This window comes from Actinokineospora iranica (genome assembly GCF_900101685.1).
Taxonomy (GTDB): domain Bacteria; phylum Actinomycetota; class Actinomycetes; order Mycobacteriales; family Pseudonocardiaceae; genus Actinokineospora; species Actinokineospora iranica.
Window position 1 is genome coordinate 1 of sequence record NZ_FMZZ01000009.1, and the last position, 17,843, is coordinate 17,843.

Sequence of the window (17,843 nt, forward strand, 5' to 3'; positions counted from 1 at the left end):
GACCGCGGAGTCGTACGACTCGCTGACTCGGCGGCGCGGTTCGTTCAAGTCGTTCACTCTCGGGCTCGCCGCGGCCGTCGAGGTCGGGCTGCCGGTGAACCTCAATCTGGTGATCACGAGTCACAACGAGCACGAACTCGACGCCATGCGCGCGTTCGCCGAGAACCTCGGCGTTCCGTACACCGTGTACACGAACATCTCGCCCACGATCTACGGCGGCGGCGAAACCCTGCCCTCACAAGCGGTTGCTTTCGAGCGCGGCCGGAAGCCGTTCACCGGGTGCGGCGCGGGGCACACGCACTTTCACGTCAACCCGCACGGTCAGGCGAGCATGTGCAAGATCGGCCGCGACCCCGCCGTGTCGTTGCTCGACGAGGGGATCGGCGGCCTGGGCAGGCTCGGCGAGATCGCGGACGTGTTGATGGGCCGTACCGGCGGCTGCTCCGGGTGCGCGCTGGCTGGATCGTGCTTCACCTGTCGCCCGCTGGCCAAGCTCTATCAAGAGGCCCAAGCCCCCCTGACCCGTTACTGCCAGCACGGAGGGGAGGTGAATCCATGACCGTGACTCCGGTGGTGATCGAGCTGACGCAACGGCCGCTCGGCGACGACGAGGTCGAGCTGGTCGACGACGTCGAGACGCTCGGCGCTTTCGACCGCTGCTCTTGCTCGGCGGGGGACGACGCCCCGTATTCGTGACATCTCCGGGTGGTCGGGCGCGGGCGCGCTCGACCACGCGGCCCACCCGTTAATCTGCCCGCCAGAGGCGGGTATCGCATCCGAGAGGACTCATGCGCCAACGCATCACATGGCCCAATCTCCCCGAGGCTCTACGCGAGGACATCACCGCGCGTACCGGGGAGATTCTCGACGCGCGCACCGTCGCGAAGGGGATGAACTCGCCGCTCGCGATGGTTCTGCGGACCGCGGCCGGGACCGTGTTCGTCAAGGGCATCCGCAACGATCACCCCGGAGTCATCAGCCAGGAACGGGAAGCCCTGATCAACCCCTACGTGCGGGCGGTGTCGCCCGCCCTGCTGTGGCACATCGAGAACACCGCAGGGTGGAACGTCCTGGGGTTCGAGCACGTCGAGGGGCGTCACCCCGACTACGCGCCCGGCTCGCCCGACCTGCCCGCGGTGCTCGCGGCCGTCGACGCCGTCGGCGCGCTGCCGTGTCCCGATCTTCCGATCAAGAACGAGAACCGTTGGCGGCCCTACCTCGACGGCGACGACCCCGCCCCGCTCACCGGGTCGGCCCTGCTGCACACCGAGTACAACCCGTTGAACCTGCTCGTCACCGATGGCGGCGCCGCGCGCATCGTCGATTGGGCGTGGCCCACCCGCGGCGCATCGTGGATCGACCCGGCCTGTCTGCTGATCTGGTTTATCGTGTCCGGCCACTGCCCGGACGAGGCCGAGGCGCACGTCGCTCGAACACGCGCGTGGGCGACCGCGACCCCCGAGGCGCTCGACTTGTTCGCCCTGATCAACCTCCGACTATGGGGCGAGATCGCGCACTATAGCTCCCAGGACTGGGCGCGACGCATGTCCTCGGCCGCTCGGCGGTGGGCGCACGCTCGCCGGGTTTCGGCACCCCGCTAGGCCGAACAGGTTCATTTTTCCGGTCGCCCCATAAAACGTTGGCCGTTCTGTCGGCGTGTCCTGCCACGCTCGCGCAGGTGGTCGGCCGGTTCTCGCATGTCACAGAGGGGGATACGTGAGCACGAAAACCAAAAGCGGATTACTGCCCATCCTGATTATCGGTGGAATCCTCGTCGCCATACTCAAACCGACGTCGGGGAACAGGTGGTCGATTTGATCGGCATCGGCGAATCGGAAGCCGGCGGGGTGCTGGTTCCTCCCGGCTTCCGGGACCGGGTGAAGGAATGCACACCCGAGCAGCTCACCAAGGACAAGCGGTGCGAGGATCTACCGGTGATGGTGTTCGACGCCGGGAGAATGCCCTACATCGCGAGGCATGTCACGATGGCGTGGCAGGCCGGGCAGCTCGCCTTGCTGCACCGTGCCGAGAAGGGCACAGGTGGCACCAACCGCAGTCTGGCCTGCACCGGCCCGCGCAAGCAGGAGATGAAACCGGCGAGTTGCGACGAGTATCCGCTCGCGTCTTCATTGGAAGGTGGGGCGGGTGCGAGCACCCAGGCCGTGCCCGGTGGTGAGCAGTTCATCCAGGGCGGTGTCGTCAACAGCACTTATCAGAAGAACAACATGAAGACCGGTGACGAGTTCCTTGTTGTGGTCATCAACGGTGACAAGATCCCGCAGGAAGCCTACAAGGGGTAGCGATGTTGATAGCACGTCTGCCGATCTTTCCGGCTCATTCTCAGGTCGCGATCGGTGATTACGCGACTGACCCGGATACGTGGCCGGAGTGGACAGACGACGATATCGCGCAAGGATTCGCTGTGTCGTCGTCGATGGTGTATGTCGGGTTGACGGACCGTTCGGACTTCGTCACTGTCGATGTCCGCGACGGGAACCCTGGGCACGGTGAGATCGTGCTGTTCGATGGCACGTTGCGCTTGGGTGCGCTGACCATCGCGGCACCGGGGACGACGACTCTGCCCGTGCTCGCCTTGTCGGGTACCGCCGCCGAGTGGAAGACCGTGCTCACGGTCAACGACCGTGAGCGGGAGAACATCCGTCACATCACGGTCTATTTCCCCGAGTACGCCGATCCGGACATGCCGGACGGCGCTTGGATGGACATCTGACCCGAGAGGACGTCGCCGAGTGCGGTGTGAGGTGGTCGGGTATGCCGGGGCTGGCCAGCCAGGCGACGAGCGCGGACCACGCGGTGACACGGTTGACTCCGGGTTGTGGGTGGGCAAGATCGGGTAAGCGTGTGACGATGGTGGTTGATCGCCGCGGTGCGGCTCGGGTGGTGGAGGGGACGGGCGCGTGGTGATGGGGGAGCCGGTCGTTCGGGTGGGGGCGGCTACCGATGTGGGGCTGGTGCGGTCGGTCAACGAGGACAACTACCTGGTGACCGGGACGGTCTTCGCCGTGGCCGATGGGATGGGCGGGCACGCGGCGGGAGATGTGGCCAGTGGGCTCGCGGTGGCGGGGCTGGCTTCGCTGGGGACCGAGGGGCCGGTGCGGCCGGACGACGTGCGGCGGCACGTCATGGGGCTCAACCGGGACATCCTCGACGCCGCCGCGCGCAATCCGGCGCAGGCGGGGATGGGGACGACGCTCACCGGGCTGTGCCTGGCCGACTTCGCTGGCTCCGCGCACTGGGTCGTGTTCAACGTGGGCGACTCGCGGGTCTACCGGTTCGCGGGCGGGGAGTTGGCGCAGCTCACCGTCGACCACTCCGAGGTGGCCGAGCTCGTCGCGTCCGGGGAGCTGAGCGAGGCCGAGGCCGCCGACGACGTGCGGCGCAACGTGGTCACGCGGGCGCTGGGGGCCGGGGTGGCTCCGGAGCCGGACCTGCTGGTGTTCCCGCCCGCGGCGGGGGACCGGTTCCTGCTGTGCTCGGACGGGTTGACCGGGGAGCTCGACTCGGCGGCCATCGCGGCGGTCCTCGCGGCGGTGGCGGACCCGCAGGCCGCCGCCGACCAGTTGGTCCGGGCCGCTGTCGACGCGGGCGGGCGGGACAACGTGACCGTTGTCATCGTCGACCATGTGCGGCAGGACACCGCGCCGTAGCACCGCGCTTGGTCTGATTGGCCTAACGCTGGTCGGGCCACGTCGAGCGAGGTCAGGGCGCCGCGCTATGCGTTGGGCGGCAAGGGAACGGCCCCGGAGCTGGGGGTCCGCCGGGGCCGTTCACCCTCTGCATCGCCGCGGTCGGCGCTTCGTTTCACCGACTCGCGAGTAGATCGAGTTCTCCCCAGGCTGGGGACAGCGCTGTGCATAGATCGACTTCGGATGGCGGATTGACGCGGGTCTCCACAGCCGGAATAAAGCCGGGCTTCCGGTCACGGGCCGATACCGCTAGATTAGGCGAGCCTTACCTAAACTGAGTGGGAGAGCGCGTGCACCGGTATCACGAACTGAGAGTCCCTGGTCGGTTCGAGCCGTTGGCGTTGGCGGGGCGCCTGGCGGGGGCGGACGTGTTCGACGGGCACGTCGTCTACGAGCGGGCAGGCGAGTGGTGGTTCGCCGGGGACCGGCTGGTCGAGGTGATCCTGAACCGGGACGCCATCGAGACCGTCACCGACAGCGGGACCGTCGCCGAGCCGTGGACCGACACGCCGTTGCGGCAGGTGCGCGACGCCCTCGCGGAGGCGGGCGTGCAGGGGTGGCACGCGTTCGGGTGGGCCGGATTCGAGTTGGCGTACGCGCTGGCGGGGCGGCCGGACCTGGTCGGCGGCGAGCAGCCGTTGCTGCACATGGCCATTCCGCGCACCGAGATCCGGCTCGGTGCGGACGAGGTGATCGTCCGCAGCGTCGACGAGCACCGGCTCGCCGAGGTCCGCGACCTGCTGCGCACCCCGTTCGACGTGTCCGCAAGGGAAGCGACGCCGGTCGACGTCCTCGACGACAGCAGCCGGGTCGCTTACCAGGCCAGCGTTGCCAAAGCGGTCTCCGACATCGGCAACGGCAAGCTGCAGAAGGTGATCCTCTCCCGCGCGGTCGACGTGCCGTTCGAGGTCGACCTCGTCTCCACTTACGTTCTCGGCAGACGCCGCAACACCCCGGCCCGGTCCTTCCTGCTCGACCTCGGCGGCTGGCAGGCGGCCGGGTTCAGCCCGGAGACCGTCACCGAGGTCAGCGCGGACGGCGAGGTCTCCACCCAGCCGCTGGCGGGCACCCGCGCCTACGTCGACGGCAGCGAGTCCGATGTGGACCGTCGGCTGGACCTGGTGTCGGACCCCAAGGAGGTCTTCGAGCACGCCGCGTCGGTCAAGCTGGCCTACGAAGAGCTTGAGGCGCTGTGCGAGCCGGGGTCGGTGACGGTCAAGGAGTTCATGGCCGTCAAGGAGCGCGGCAGCGTCCAGCACCTCGGCTCCCGGGTCAACGGCACGCTTTCCGGCGGCCGCAACGCCTTCGACGCGCTGGCCGCCCTGTTCCCCGCCGTGACCGCCTCCGGCATCCCCAAACTTCCCGCCTACGACCGCATCGCCGCCCTGGAGGACCGCCCACGCGACCTCTACGCAGGCGCGGTCATCATGGTCGCCCAGGACGGCTCCCTGGACGCCGCGCTGGTGCTGCGCGCCATCTACCGCAAGGACGGCCGCACGTGGCTGCGCGCGGGCGCGGGCATCGTCGCGGACTCCACTCCCGAGCGCGAGTACGAGGAGACCTGCGAGAAGCTCGGCAGCGTCGCCCCGCACGTGGTCCGCGCCGCGCGCGCACTCGCCTACCGGGGCTGAGCGGCTTCCCTGGCCACCGCCTCCAGGCGGTCGCGATAAGCCGCCCACCAAGCTTGGTCGCCGGGCGCGAGGTTGTCGCTGTCCGGCCGCTGTCCGGCCGCGCCGTCGATCTGCTCCCGCACGATGTCGGCGTGGCCCGCGTGCCGTTGGGTTTCGGCGATCATGTGCACGAGGATGTGGTGCAGCGTCGCCGCGGCGCCGTCCTCCGGCCAGTGCGGCACGCGACCGAGCGCGTCGAGCGGCAGAGTGGTGATCGTGGTGTCCGAGTGGGCCTGGACCCGTTGGTACAGCTCGATGATGTAGTCGCGTGACTCGTCCGCGGCTGCCCACATGTCGATGTTGGGCTCGGCGTCGTCGGCGAGCCAGGGCAGCGGCTCCGGGAACGGCCGCCCGAAGGTGTCGCCGAAGTAGCCCACCTCGCAGCCCGCCAGGTGCTTCACCAGACCCAGCAGGTTGGTGCCGGTGGGGGTGAGCGGGCGGCGGACGTCGTACTCCGAAAGCCCGTCGAGCTTCCAGAGCACGGCGTCGCTGCCCTGCCGCAGATACCGGTGGAGACTGGATTTCGGATCGTTCATGCCGCCAGCCTGTCAGAGGCGGGCGGCCAGCGCCTTCTTGCTCACCTTGCCTACCGCCGTGTAGGGGAACTCGTTCAGCACTTCGAGGCGGTCGGGCAGCTTGAAGTCCGCCAGGCCGCGTGAGCGCAGGAACGCGGTCAGCTCGGCCAGGGTGGGCGGTTCGCCGTTCGGCAGGACGCAGGCGCAGGTCCGCTCGCCCAGCAGCGCGTCCGGCACGGCGACCACGGCGGCGTCGTGCACCGCGGGGTGGGCCAGCAGGTGGCTTTCGACCTCCTCTGCCGACACCTTCTCGCCGCCCCGGTTGATGGTGTCCTTGACCCGGCCGTCGACCACCAGGTGCCCGGAAGGCAGCCGCCGCACCAGATCGCCGGTGAGGTAGAAGCCGTCCGGGGTGAAGGCCTTGGCGTTGTGCTCGTCGGCCCGGAAGTAGCCGCGCAGCGTGTACGGGCCGCGCGTCAGCAGCTGGCCGAGTTCGCCGGGCGCCACGTCCGCGCCGTCCTCGTCCACGATCCGGATCTCGTCGTCTGGACACAGTGGACGGCCCTGGGTGGTGAGGACCAGCTCGTCCGGGTCGTCCAGCCGGGTGTAGCACAGCAGGCCCTCGGCCATGCCGAACACCTGTTGCAGGTCGCAGCCCAGGGTCGGGCGGACGCGCAGCGCCGTCTCCTCTTTCAGCTTCGCGCCGCCGACTTGCAGCAGCCGCAGGCTCGACAGGTCGCGGCCCGCCCATTTCGCCGCCTCCAGCCACAGCAGCGTCAGCGACGGCACCAGCGCGGTCACGGTCACCCGTTCCCGTTCGATCAGCGGGAAAGCGTCCGGCGGGCTCGGGCTCGGCGCCAGCACCACGGTGCCGCCCGCGTGCAGCGTGCCCAGGATGCCGGGGCAGGCCAGGGCGAAGTTGTGCGCGATCGGGAGCGCCGCCAGGTACACGGTGTCCTGGTCGAGTCCGGTGACTTCGGCGCTGGCGCGCAGGTTGTAGGCGTAGTCGTCGTGCGTGCGCGGGATCAGCTTCGGCAGGCCGGTCGTGCCGCCGGACAGCAGGAACAGCGCCACCGACGACGGATCGGGCGCAGGCAGCGGAACCGGCTCACTGTCCACATCAGACAGCGCCGTGAATGGGCCAGGGGCGCCCGCGACGAGCACCCGCATCCCGGGGACCTCGGCCAGCACTTCCGCTGCCAGGTCGCGGTAATCGAACCCGGCGTGCGTGTCCGGGATGACGTACGCCACGGCCTCGCTGTGCGCGCACAGGTACGTGATCTCGCTGCGCCGGTGCGCAGGCAGCGCGTACACCGGACGCGCGCCGAGGCGGAACAACGCGAACGACAGCACCACGAACTCCACCGTGTTCGGCAGGTGCACCACCACGTTGTCGCCCGGGGCGACGCCGAAAGCGCGCAGACCGGCGGCCATCCGGTCGGCCCGCGCGCGCAGTTCGGCGTAGGTCAGCCGCGTGGTCCCCTGGACCAGGGCGGTCCGGTCGGGGCCGCCCCCCGGCGTGTCGCCGAGGAGCGTTCCCGTCCAGTAGCCGCGTTCGCGGTACTTCGTGGCGAAGTCGTCAGGAAACGACATCCGTGCGCGCCTTCTCGACCACGCTGGCCAGCTCCCGGATGACCGGCGTGAGCTTCTGGTACGACATCGGCGTCTCCGGGTGCCACAGGCCAAGCTGACCGGCCTTGACCGCGGGCAGCTCCGCCCAGGTCGGGATCTTGGCCATCTCGGCCTGCGGCAGGGTGAAGTCGCGCGAGTCGTTGAGGATCAGGTCGGCCGGGTAGCGCGAAGCCTGCTCCCAGCTCAGCTCTTCCCAGCTCGGGGCTTCGCCGCCGGTCGGGGCGACCATGTCCAGGCCCTGCTTGCCGAAGTAGTTCAGGTCGCTGAAGAAGTCCGGCTTCGCCACCAGCAGCGCGTCCTTGGAACCCTGCACCACCATGGTCTTGAGGCCCGGCTTCGCCGCGGCAGCGGCCTTGAGCGCCGCGCCAGCGGTCTCGAACTCCTGCTTCGCCTTGGCCAGGTCGGCCGAGTTCAGGTCTGCGCCAAGGGATTCGGCGAGCTTCGCGAACTTCGCGATGCCCTCGGCCGCTGACACGCCGCCGAGCTGGATGGCGACCATCGGCGCCTTCTCCTCGATCGTGGCGGCCGACTCCTCCGGGATGTACCAGAGCGCCTCGCCGTACATGATCGTGATCAGCAGCTCCGGCTTGAGCGCGGTGTACTTCTCCAGGTTGAACTCGCCGAACTCGCTGCCGACGGACTCGGTGTTCGGGTCGAGGTCACCGGCCTGCGGGGAGGGCTTGCCGTCCGTGGTCTTCTGCGGGCCGAACACGCCGATCGGCTTGATCCCGAAGTCCACCAGGGTCGCGGCGGCGTTGACCTGCATGACGATCTTGGTCGGCCGCTGCGGCAGCGAGACCTTCTTGCCGCGGTCATCGGTGAACTCCCACGGGCCCGACGGCGCCGCTGCCGTGCTCGAACCGCCGTTCGACGAGCCGGGGGCCGCGTCGCCGCACGCGACGAGCACGCTTGCCAGCGCCACCCCCGTCGCGACGGCCAGGAACTTTCGGCGGCGGGTTTGCCTGGTGGGGAAGGTGTTCATCGGTCTGCTCTCTGTTTCTCGGGGAGATGCGTGGTGGTTTCCGAGTCAGCGGGAACGGTCGGCGGGCACTTGTGGCGCCCGAACGGAACGACCAGCGGGGTGCCGCTGAGCGGGTCTGTGATCACCTCGCAGCGCAGACCGAACACGTCGTGGACGAGTTCGGCGGTGACCACATCGGCCGGGTCGCCCTCGGCGACCACCCGGCCGGACTTCATCGCCACCACGTGGTCGGCGTAGCGGCTGGCCTGGTTGAGGTCGTGCAACACCATCACCACGGTTCGGGCCGCGGCGAGATTGAGGTCGGCGATCAGGTCGAGGACGTCGATCTGGTGCGCCAGGTCCAAATAGGTCGTCGGCTCGTCCAGCAGCAGGAACGGCGTGTCCTGGGCCAGCGCCATCGCGATCCACGCGCGCTGCCGCTGCCCGCCGGACAGCTCGTCCACCGGACGGTCGGCGAGGTCGGTCATCGACGTCGACGCCAGCGCCTGGCCGACCGCGTCGCCGTCGTCCGGGGACCACTGCCGCCACCAGGTCTGGTGTGGACTGCGCCCGCGCCCAACCAGCTCCCGCACGGTCATGCCCTCGGGGGCGACCGGCGACTGCGGCAGGATTCCCAACTGACGCGCCAGATCCCGGGTGCGCATCCGGTGGATCGACTGCCCGTCAAGGTAAACCGCGCCCTCGTCCGGGGTGAGCAGCCGGGACATGCCGCGCAGCAGGGTCGACTTGCCGCACGCGTTCGCGCCGACGATCACGGTGACCTTGCCGGACGGGATGGTTAGGTCCACCCCGTCGATCACAATGCGCTTCTCGTAAGCCAGCCGCAGGTTCTCTGCGCGCAGTCCGGACGTCATTCAGGCTCCAACTCGGTTGGCTCGGGCAAGCAGCCACAGCAGGTACGGCGCGCCGACCGCGCCGGTCACGATGCCGACCGGCAGGCCGAACGGGCGGGCCATCAGGTCGCCGACGAGCACGATCACCGCGCCCGTCAACGCGGAGGTCAGCAGCGGCGGCGTCGGCCGCCGGGCCAGCCGCAGCGCGATCTGCGGCGCCACCAGGGACACGAACGCCACAGGTCCCGCGGCGGCGGTCGCGAACGCGACCAGCCCGACGCCGCTGAGCATCAGCCCCAGCCGCGCTTTCTGCACCGGCACGCCCAGTCCGCGCGCGGTGTCGTCGCCCAGCGTCAGCGCCGAGAGCCACCGGGACATGAGCAGCGCCAACGGGACCAGCACCAGCACCGCGACCGCCACCGGGGCCACGTGCCGCCACTCGCGCAGGTTCAGGCTGCCGGTCAGCCAGACCACCGCGCGCTGCGCCTGGAACAGGTCGGCGCGCTGCAGCAGATAGTTGGTGGTGCTGGTGAACAGGGCGGCGACACCGATGCCGACGAGCACGATCCGGTAGCCGGTCGTGCCCTGCCGCCACGCCAGCAGGTAGACCGCGACCGCGCTGACCAGGCCGCCGAACAGCGCCAGCGACGACGCGCTCAGCGTCCCCCCGAAACCGAGCACGATCCCGGCGACCGCGGCGGTGTTCGCGCCCTCGGTGACGCCGATGATCTCCGGGCTGGCCAGCGGGTTGCGCGCCATGGTCTGGAACAGCGCGCCAGCCATGCCGAACGCGAGCCCGGCGAACAGCCCGACCAGCGCGCGCGGCAGCCGCAGGTCGTACACGATCTCCACCGCGGTCGGGTCCCCGTACCAGAACAGGGCCCGCGCGGCGTCGACCACGTCGATCGGATAGTCCCCGACGGTCAGTTCCACGCAGAACGCCGCGAACGCGACCACGGCCAGCGCGACGCACACGGCCAGCACCCGCGGCCGGATTTCCCCGGACGGTCCGCGCGCGCCGATCCGGTAGGTGAGCACGGCCATCACAACTCCGGCAGTTTCCGTCGGCGGACCAGGGCGATGAAGAACGGCGCGCCCAGGAAGGCCACGACGATCCCGACGTGCACTTCGGACCGGTCGGCGATCACCCGGCCGAGCACGTCGGCGGCAAGCAGCAGGGTCGGCGCGAGCACCGCCGAATAGGCCAGCACCCAGCGCTGGTCGGGTCCGGTGAGCATCCGGGCGATGTGCGGCACCACCAGGCCGAGGAACGCGATCGGCCCGCACACCGCGGTGGCCCCGCCCGCGAGCAGCGTGATCGCCACCGCGCCCAGCAGCCGCATCGCCAGCACGTTCTGCCCGAGCGCGCGCGCCACATCGTCGCCGAGCGCCAGGATGTTCAGCCCCGGCGCGGAGACCGCGGCCAGGACCACGCCCAGCACCAGGAACGGCAGGACTTGAAGCAAAGTCGAGGAATCCGGCACGTTGAGCGACCCGACCGCCCAGAACCGGTAGTCGTCCAGCGTCGCGGAGTCGAGCAGCAGGATCATGCTGATCACCGACTGCAACAGCGCGGACACCGCGGCTCCCGCCAGCGCGAGTTTCGCCGGATTCGCCCCGCCCCGCCCGAGACTGCCCAGCACGTAGACGACGACCGTCGCGGCCATCGCGCCAGCGAAGGCGAACCAGATGTAGCCGAACAGCGCCGTCACCCCGAACACGCTGGTGGTCAACACGACCCCGAGGGCGGCGCCCGCGCCGACGCCGAGCAGGCCGGGGTCGGCGAGCGGGTTGCGGGTCAGCCCCTGCATCAGCGCGCCCGCGAGTCCCAGCGACACGCCGACCGCGAGCCCGAACAGCGTGCGGGACAGTCGCATCCCGTTGACGATCGCGGCGTCCTCCCCGGACTCCGCGCTGCCGAGCAGGCGCAGCACTTCCAGCAGCGGGATGTGCTTGCTGCCGACCATGATCGACAACAGCGTGACCAGCACAAGCACCCCCATGGCGGCGATCAGCCACGGTAGGCGTCGGCGGGCCTGTACGGGCCGGGTCTGGGCGAGCACGGGGTGAGGATAGCCTAAGAAAGGCAAGCCTTAGTTTATAAGTTTCCCAGGAGGGTTCATGCGGGTCGTCATGTTCGGCTTTCAGACCTGGGGGCACCGCACCCTGCAGGCGCTGTTGGACTCCGAGCACGAGGTGATCACCGTCGTCACCCACCCCCCGGGCGAGGGCGCGTACGAGAAGGTGTGGAGCGACTCCGTCGCCGACCTCGCCACCGCGCACGGCGTGCCGGTGATCATCCGCGAGCGCCCGGACGACGAGGAGTTGGTGACCGTCCTCAAGGAGCTGTCCCCGGACGTCATCGTCGCGACCAACTGGCGCACGTGGATCCCGCCACGCATCTTCACCCTGCCCCGACACGGCACCCTGAACGTGCACGACTCCCTGCTGCCCGCCTACGCGGGTTTCTCACCGCTGATCTGGGCGCTGATCAACGGCGAGAAGGAAGTCGGCGTGACCGCCCACATGATGGACGAGACACTGGACGCGGGCGACATCGTGTTGCAGCGCGCCGTCCCGGTGGGACCCCGCGACACCACGGCCGACCTGTTCGCCAAGACGCTGGAGCTGTTCGGGCCGATCACCGTCGACGGTCTCGCCGAGATCGCTTCTGGGCGCACGGACTTCGTGAAGCAGGACCGGTCCAAGGCGAGCTTCTTTCACAAGCGGGCCGAGGAAGACCTGCGGATCGACTGGACCTGGTCGGCTGAAGAGCTGGATCGGTTGGTGCGGGCCCAGTGCGCGCCGTATCCGAGCGCGTTCACGTTCCATCGGGGACGGCGGTTGGAGATCGTCGAGGCGCAGGTGTCCGCTGCTCGGTATGGGGGGACGCCTGGGCGGATCTTCTACCGGGAAGGAGACGGGGTGGCGATCGTGGCCGGGGCGGACGCTCGGCGGGGGCGGAACCATGCTCTGCTGGTGTTGAAGGTGCGGACGGATGACGGGGTTGAGCTGTCCGCTGGGGAGTACTTCACCCATATGGGCGGGTATCTGACTGCCCAGCCCTGATTCGGGGCTTGGTGGGGTGGTTGGTTTCTGGGGTTTGCTCGATGGGGTGGAGTGGTTTCTTTGGGGCCCCTACGAAGGAAGATCCCGTCGTGGGAAAGACGGGTGGGGAGCCTTCGGCCCCACGACCACGGCGAGTTTAGGGATCTTCCTTCACCCCCGAAGAAACCACTCCACCCCATCGAGCACTGGGCGAGCCTTGGTGTGGTCTGGTCGGTGCGCGTGCTTGCCTGTGGTCAGGAAGTGATGGCGGCGACGGCGGTGGAAAGGTCGCTGACTGCGGTGGCCACGGGTTCTACTGGGGCGACCAACTTGGTGAGGGCGTCCAGGAGGCGCTGGAGTTTGCCCTTGTCGGGGGTTGGTTGTTCCAGTTCGGTGGCTACTTCGTCGGTCAGTTCCGTTGCGCCCGGTGAGACCTCGTGGGTTGCCAGGAGGTGGCGGAGGGTGTTGAGCGCCGCCGTTGGGTCCGGTTGTCCTATGTGGACCGACGCGTTGTCGCCGATGGCGGCTTGGCCCAGGTTGACGGTGCCGCCGAACACCTGGAAGCCCTTGTTGACCTCCATCGGTCCTCCTGTCACGAAGTGGTCGCCTGTGCCTGTTGGCCCACGGCCAGGGCGCCGACATTACTGGTTCCGCCGGTTTGGATGACGCCTTCGTTGAGGATGGTGGTCTGGCGGCTGCGTAGTTCGGTGGTGTCGACGTCGTGGAGTTCGAGGAACTCGATGACGGCCTCCAGGGTGTGGCGTTCCACCAGTTTGAGGTGTTTGGCGGCGTCGTCGTGCTGGAACTGGGTGGTGAAGGTGGGGGCGGTGGCGGCTTCGCGGATGGAGAACGGGGTGCCGTAGTCGAAGGCCGGGCCCTTGGCGGCGAGGGCGCGTTCGCGGTCTCGGGCTCGGGCGTAGAGGGTGGGGGTCAGCAGGTCCGCGACCAGGTACAGGGGCGCCATGAGCAGGGCCGGGATCGCTTGCCGCAGGGCGGGTCCTAGTTCCTTGGCTATGTCGAAGTCGCGTTCGTCGAGCCGGGCGTTGATGGGTTTGGCCACGGTGCGGTCGCATTCGGCGTAGAGCATGTGGCCGTCGGTGGTGAATCTGAGGAAGGTGCTGGCGACGACTTGACCGCCCCACGACGGGATGTGCGCGCAGAGGTACCGGCGGGCCGCGTCGGTGGGGGGCGTCGTGTCGGGGAGGGTGAAGGCGGGAGGTTCGGTGCGGTCCGACACCAGGAGGCCGCGCACGGCGCTGCCGTCGGCGAAGCACCGGTTTTCCAGGTGCAGGGCGGGGAGTGGGGCGCCTACGCCGTCAGGATCAGTGGTTTCCGCCAGACGCCTGCGCACGTGGGCGGTGAGGGCTTCCTCGGTGAACGGCTTGGGAGCGGCCGATTCCGCGCCGGTCACCGGGTCCTTCTTGGGGAGGACGGGCAGGGCGAACGACCAGCCGGGTTCGGCGGCGCCGTAGCCGACGTGGGGGCGGAAGCCGCTGAAGATGGTGACGTTGCCTTGTTCCGCCTGGTCGATGGTGCGGAGGCGGTCGACGGCCCACGCGGGTGGGGAGTCGGGATTGCCATGGTCGAGGACGAAACGGTCGCGGCGCAGGCGATCCACGGTGCGCACCCGTAGGCTGTGGCGGTGGTGCAGCAGCAAAGCGGCGGCAGCGGCGGCGGTCGGCAGGACCATCCAGACGGTGGCGAACATCAGCAGCACGCCCGCCACCAAAGCGCCAGTGAGGCGCAGCCGCAGCATGGTGCGTAATCGCAGTGCCGTCAGACAGTGCAGCACCACCAGGCGCAGGTCGACGCCGGGGGACGGTGCCACGGCCCGGATGCGTTCCGACAGCAGGGTTCGCACGACCTGCTCGGCGTACGCGCCCTCCAGGTAGGCCGCGCCGCTGAGCAGGCGGGTCGCCTCGGTGTCCTCGGCCGGGTTGGGCCAGTTCGCGACGTCCATGACCGGGCCCGCCCCCCTTCTTGTGGTCTGGACGGGAACCGGGCGCGGGCCACGACTCCGATTGCCCCGCAGGGTCAGGTAAGCCGCGACGATCGCGCCGAAGAGCACGCCGAATCGCAGTGCCTCGGCCAGGTGGTCCTGGCCGGCGAACCAGATCAGGCGCGGTTTGTCGCTGGTCTCGTACAGCAGCCACCCGATTCTGCTCACCAGGCTCGCGCTGGTGACCAGCACAGTCACCAGCGCGAACCGGGAAAACCCGGTGGCGGCGCGAATGCGGGGCCCTGCCCACCACAATGCCAAGCCACAGGCCAGAAGCAGCAGCACCGTCGCACTGATCCGCACCTCGGGGTCCAGCAGATAGGTCGGTGGAGTGAGCCCGGTGAGCAGATACCTGCTCAGCGGATCTTCCCCGGCGAGCAGCAGTTCGTGGGCGACCTCGTCATGGCCCAGGAGCAGCACATAGCCCAACACGAACACGAACCCGGGTGCGCCCCGGGTGGGCCGTCTCGGCATGTTCCGAAGCTATCGGCTGCCCTGACCTTGGTCAATGATCGTGCCACGCCGAGCCACGGCTGTTGGCAGCGGCAAGGAGCCAGTGCCTACGCGGTCACCTAGGCTTGTATTCGACCCATTCCACACAGATAGGGCGGGTGCCAGTGGTGGTGAACTCGGAGACCGCTTGAATCGCTGTGGTGGCTGGGACTTCGGTGTGCGGGCCCTGCGGATAATGATCCCCGTCGCCGGTGAAGTAGTCCACATCTTCCGGGTTCGCCCCTCCCGAAGGAAAGAACATCCTGTTGTGCTCAACCCAGATCGCGATCCCCCACTTCCGGCGCACCCCAAAAACCATTTTTCGATCAAGGGGAGGATGCTCAAGCCACCACAGCACGCCGTCATCGTCGTCACCGGCGACCTGCTTCGCGATAGATCGCTCCATGAGCGTGATCAAAGGAGTGAGGTCTTTCTGGAAATCTTCGATGTAGAAGATCGGCTCAGTGGGGTCCAGGTCACCGTTGGGGGTGGTCATCGATGGGTGCTTTCCTTTGAGGATTACCGGTGTAGGTCCGGGTGTAGGGCTTCCCGTCTTCGGTGGTGCCATGCACAGTCAGGGTAGCCCCAGCAGGGAGGTAGCGCGGGAGGGTGGTGTCACACCCCGGGTAGGGGAGGCCATAGCGTCGCTTCTTGTCGGCACATGGGGCGTGATTGATGGAGATTTCAACGTGGCGTCTTCCAGTGTGGATCATCATGGTCGCGACTTTGATCTCCACATGAGAAGCCAGGAAGCGGCTGTTTTCTATTTCGTGGCCGTTTCTCAGGAGGCCTTCTTCGGCTACGTGGAACCATTGATCGTGCCTGCCGGAGATGACTGGAATTTCTTCAGTGGAAGTGGGGGTGGGCCAGTTGTCGCCGTGTATCCAGCCGACGGTTTTGCCGCGTGTTCCGTCTTTCTTGTGTCGGTCGGGCATGAGGCGGGCGCGCCAGTGGGTTTGGGGTGGGTAGTGCGCTCCGTCGCGGGCTTGTGGATGAGGGACTGGGAGGGCTTTGGCCTTGGTGAAGTCTTGGAACAAGGTGGCGAAGGACCGCGACGGGCTTCCAGTGAGGTGGTATGCCACGCAGGCGACGAGGCTGAGGCGAAGTGCGGCGAGTTGTTGGACAACTCCGGCGATGGTGGTCAAGGTCGCCTGGGTGTAGTGGTGCAACTGCGGGATATCGCCTGCGATGGTTATCGCTCGGGTCATGGCTGACTCGAAGTCTCGGCCTGCCCGGTCGGTCTCCGCCAGCAGTTCGTCGACTTCGATGGCGTATCGGTAGAGCGTGAGGGTATTGTGTTCGATGCTCATCCGCGTTGGTGGTGCGCGGAGAGGTCGATTAGCGACTTTTCGAGCTGGCTCAGCCCCTGCGTGGCGGCGTGGACCTGACCCTGGATCCGCTGCACCAGGTTGCCGATCTCACCTGCGCTCGGGGTTTCTCCCAAGATAGCTTGGATCTCCCTGGCTATCTTCCCCAACGCCGTGTCTATCGCCGCGAACCGCGCGGTGGGAATCTGACCGGCCAGGCTGGTCAACTGCTGCGCCTGCTCGCCGATACTCCGCACAGCCGAAACCTCCCTTTTCCGGAAACCCGGGGTCCGGTGGTCAGCAGGTCGTTAGTGACCTCACCGGGCCCCGGGGTGGGCCGTCTCGGCATGTTCCGAAGCTATCGGCTGCCCTGACCTTGGTCAACGAGCGCGCCCACCCGGCGTAGCTCCGGATAGAGCGCGGCGACCAGAAGAACGCTGAACACGCAGATGCCGCCGCCGATCGCGATGGCCGGGCCGGGGCCGATCAGGCTCGCGCCGAAACTGGTCAGGATGCCGCCGAGCGAGGGGCCGGTGACCGCCTGCGCCAGCCAGAGGCTGCCCACCCGGCCCTGTAGCCGGTCCGGGGTGTTGCCCTGCAACAGTGCGCGCCGCAGGATCTCGGAGAACACGTCCGCGAGGCCGCCGACGCCGAGCAGGAACAGCACCATGCCCAGGTTCGTGCTCAGGCCGACGCCGGTCGCGGCGACGCCCCACAGCGCGGCGACGGTGACCAGGGTGAGTCCGGCGCGTTTCACCGTGGAGGTCCAGCCGGACAGGACCGAGCCGACGAACGCGCCGACCGCGGGCGCGGTGTAGAGCAGGCCGACGAGTTCCGGGCCGCCGCCGAGGCGTTCTGAGGCCAGCTGCGGGTAGAGCGCGCCGGGCATGGCGAACAGCATCGCGCCCATGTCGATCAGCAGCAGCGAGGCGATGAGCCGGTTGCCGCGCAGGAACCGCAGCGCCTCGCGCAGGCTGCCCTCGGCGGTGTCGGGCTCGGGTTCCGCCGGTGGCAGCGGGCGCAGCAGGGCGAGCAGGCCGGTGGTGCCCAGGGCCATCGCCGCGGCGGCGCAGTAGCAGGCGACCAGGCCGGGGCCCGCGATGACCAGCCCGGACAGGGTGGGGCCGACGATCGCGCCGAGCTGGGTGGTGACCGCGAGCAGCGCGCTCGCCGAGCCGAGTTGCTCGCCGGGGACCATGGCGGGGACGACGGCGGTCAGCGCGCACTCGCCGATGCCGTCGATCACCCCGTGGGTGCCCGCGCAGACGAACACGATCCACAGTTTGGGCTCCGGCAGCGCCGCGTTGGCCGCGAGCCCGGCGAAGCCGATCGCGGCGCCGAAGCTGGACAGCACGACCAGCCGTTTTCGGTCGGTGCGGTCGGCCAGGACGCCGCCGATGAGGAAGCCGATGAGCAGTCCGGCGCCCAGAGTGAGGCTCACCAGGGCGACCGGCGCGGAAGTTCCCGTGATCTGGAACACCTGCACGGCCACCGCGACGGAGGTGAGTCCGATGCCGAGCAGCCACACGGTCCTGCTGGTCAGCACCAACCGGAAGTCCCGATTGGCGCGGACCGCGCCTAGATCGAGCACGAGTTGTCCGAGTCGCACGGGGTCTCCGATTTCTTCTAGGTAAGGCTAGCCTCTTGAGAGGTAAGGC

Annotated in this window: 20 protein-coding genes; 8 read left to right on the forward strand and 12 right to left on the reverse strand. The window is 68.7% G+C overall.

The annotated features are described in order from the left end of the window. The 7 genes from BLS56_RS31575 to BLS56_RS18640 form a co-directional block, all read left to right on the forward strand. Positions 1–559, forward strand: a 559-nt coding sequence (locus tag BLS56_RS31575; RefSeq protein ID WP_175482920.1) for a radical SAM protein, incomplete at its 5' end; no start/stop codon positions are given. Beyond that, the gene (locus tag BLS56_RS31580; RefSeq protein ID WP_175482919.1) at positions 556–696 is read left to right on the forward strand and encodes a hypothetical protein; all 141 of its coding nucleotides are present in this window, start codon (positions 556–558) and stop codon (positions 694–696) included. The genes BLS56_RS31575 and BLS56_RS31580, both read left to right, overlap by 4 nt. Positions 697–788: 92 nt before the next feature. After that, a complete protein-coding gene (locus BLS56_RS18620) occupies positions 789–1,601 on the forward strand; it encodes an aminoglycoside phosphotransferase (protein ID WP_228771748.1) in 813 nt (270 codons plus the stop codon). Positions 1,602–1,805: 204 nt separating this feature from the next. Then, a complete protein-coding gene (locus BLS56_RS18625) occupies positions 1,806–2,300 on the forward strand; it encodes a NucA/NucB deoxyribonuclease domain-containing protein (RefSeq protein ID WP_175482921.1) in 495 nt (164 codons plus the stop codon). 2 nt (positions 2,301–2,302) lie between these two features. Further along, complete coding sequence (locus tag BLS56_RS18630; RefSeq protein ID WP_091452513.1) at positions 2,303–2,731, forward strand: hypothetical protein; 429 nt, start codon at positions 2,303–2,305, stop codon at positions 2,729–2,731. 193 nt (positions 2,732–2,924) lie between these two features. Then, positions 2,925–3,668, forward strand: a complete 744-nt coding sequence (locus tag BLS56_RS18635) for a PP2C family protein-serine/threonine phosphatase (protein WP_091453116.1) — start codon at positions 2,925–2,927, stop codon at positions 3,666–3,668. 329 nt (positions 3,669–3,997) lie between these two features. Further along, the gene (locus tag BLS56_RS18640; RefSeq protein WP_228771749.1) at positions 3,998–5,338 is read left to right on the forward strand and encodes a salicylate synthase; all 1,341 of its coding nucleotides are present in this window, start codon (positions 3,998–4,000) and stop codon (positions 5,336–5,338) included. On the opposite strand, the gene BLS56_RS18645 is transcribed toward BLS56_RS18640, so the two are convergent. From BLS56_RS18645 to BLS56_RS18670, 6 genes are read right to left on the reverse strand one after another with little or no spacing between them, the layout of a single operon-like run. Then, entirely contained in the window at positions 5,326–5,913 is a 588-nt protein-coding gene (locus BLS56_RS18645) for a DinB family protein (RefSeq protein WP_091452518.1), read from the reverse strand. The two genes, BLS56_RS18640 and BLS56_RS18645, sit on opposite strands and share 13 nt — an antisense overlap. Positions 5,914–5,925: 12 nt before the next feature. Then, positions 5,926–7,485: a (2,3-dihydroxybenzoyl)adenylate synthase gene (locus BLS56_RS18650; protein WP_091452521.1), complete on the reverse strand. Its 1,560-nt coding sequence runs from the start codon at positions 7,483–7,485 to the stop codon at positions 5,926–5,928. Then, positions 7,472–8,506, reverse strand: coding sequence for an ABC transporter substrate-binding protein (locus tag BLS56_RS18655; RefSeq protein WP_091452525.1), 1,035 nt, complete (start codon positions 8,504–8,506; stop codon positions 7,472–7,474). Before BLS56_RS18655 ends, BLS56_RS18650 begins: the two co-directional genes overlap by 14 nt. Next, the gene (locus BLS56_RS18660) at positions 8,503–9,360 is read right to left on the reverse strand and encodes an ABC transporter ATP-binding protein (protein WP_091452527.1); all 858 of its coding nucleotides are present in this window, start codon (positions 9,358–9,360) and stop codon (positions 8,503–8,505) included. Before BLS56_RS18660 ends, BLS56_RS18655 begins: the two co-directional genes overlap by 4 nt. Further along, positions 9,361–10,383, reverse strand: coding sequence for a FecCD family ABC transporter permease (locus tag BLS56_RS18665; RefSeq protein WP_091452530.1), 1,023 nt, complete (start codon positions 10,381–10,383; stop codon positions 9,361–9,363). Beyond that, positions 10,383–11,402, reverse strand: a complete 1,020-nt coding sequence (locus BLS56_RS18670; RefSeq protein WP_228771750.1) for a FecCD family ABC transporter permease — start codon at positions 11,400–11,402, stop codon at positions 10,383–10,385. The genes BLS56_RS18665 and BLS56_RS18670 overlap by 1 nt, the downstream gene beginning before the upstream one ends. Before the next feature lie 58 nt (positions 11,403–11,460). Here BLS56_RS18670 and BLS56_RS18675 point away from each other — a divergent pair, with 58 nt between their 5' ends. Next, positions 11,461–12,408, forward strand: coding sequence for a methionyl-tRNA formyltransferase (locus BLS56_RS18675; RefSeq protein WP_091452534.1), 948 nt, complete (start codon positions 11,461–11,463; stop codon positions 12,406–12,408). A gap of 233 nt (positions 12,409–12,641) precedes the next feature. On the opposite strand, the gene BLS56_RS18680 is transcribed toward BLS56_RS18675, so the two are convergent. The 6 genes from BLS56_RS18680 to entS all read right to left on the reverse strand — a co-directional run bounded on the left by BLS56_RS18680 (position 12,642) and on the right by entS (position 17,794). Beyond that, positions 12,642–12,968 (reverse strand): hypothetical protein, encoded by a 327-nt coding sequence (locus BLS56_RS18680; protein ID WP_091452537.1) that lies wholly within the window; start codon positions 12,966–12,968, stop codon positions 12,642–12,644. An 11-nt stretch (positions 12,969–12,979) separates the two neighbouring features. Beyond that, positions 12,980–14,860: a hypothetical protein gene (locus BLS56_RS18685; protein WP_139190808.1), complete on the reverse strand. Its 1,881-nt coding sequence runs from the start codon at positions 14,858–14,860 to the stop codon at positions 12,980–12,982. A 94-nt stretch (positions 14,861–14,954) separates the two neighbouring features. After that, positions 14,955–15,374: an Imm1 family immunity protein gene (locus tag BLS56_RS18690; RefSeq protein ID WP_175482922.1), complete on the reverse strand. Its 420-nt coding sequence runs from the start codon at positions 15,372–15,374 to the stop codon at positions 14,955–14,957. Continuing rightward, positions 15,355–16,188: a DddA-like double-stranded DNA deaminase toxin gene (locus BLS56_RS18695; protein ID WP_091452544.1), complete on the reverse strand. Its 834-nt coding sequence runs from the start codon at positions 16,186–16,188 to the stop codon at positions 15,355–15,357. Before BLS56_RS18695 ends, BLS56_RS18690 begins: the two co-directional genes overlap by 20 nt. Further along, positions 16,185–16,442 carry a hypothetical protein gene (locus BLS56_RS18700; protein ID WP_091452547.1) on the reverse strand — a complete coding sequence of 86 codons (258 nt, stop codon included), beginning with the start codon at positions 16,440–16,442 and terminating at the stop codon, positions 16,185–16,187. The genes BLS56_RS18695 and BLS56_RS18700 overlap by 4 nt, the downstream gene beginning before the upstream one ends. A gap of 101 nt (positions 16,443–16,543) precedes the next feature. Next, on the reverse strand, positions 16,544–17,794 hold the full coding sequence (entS, locus tag BLS56_RS18705; RefSeq protein WP_091452549.1) for an enterobactin transporter EntS: 1,251 nt from the start codon (positions 17,792–17,794) through the stop codon (positions 16,544–16,546). Positions 17,795–17,843 lie beyond the last annotated feature (49 nt).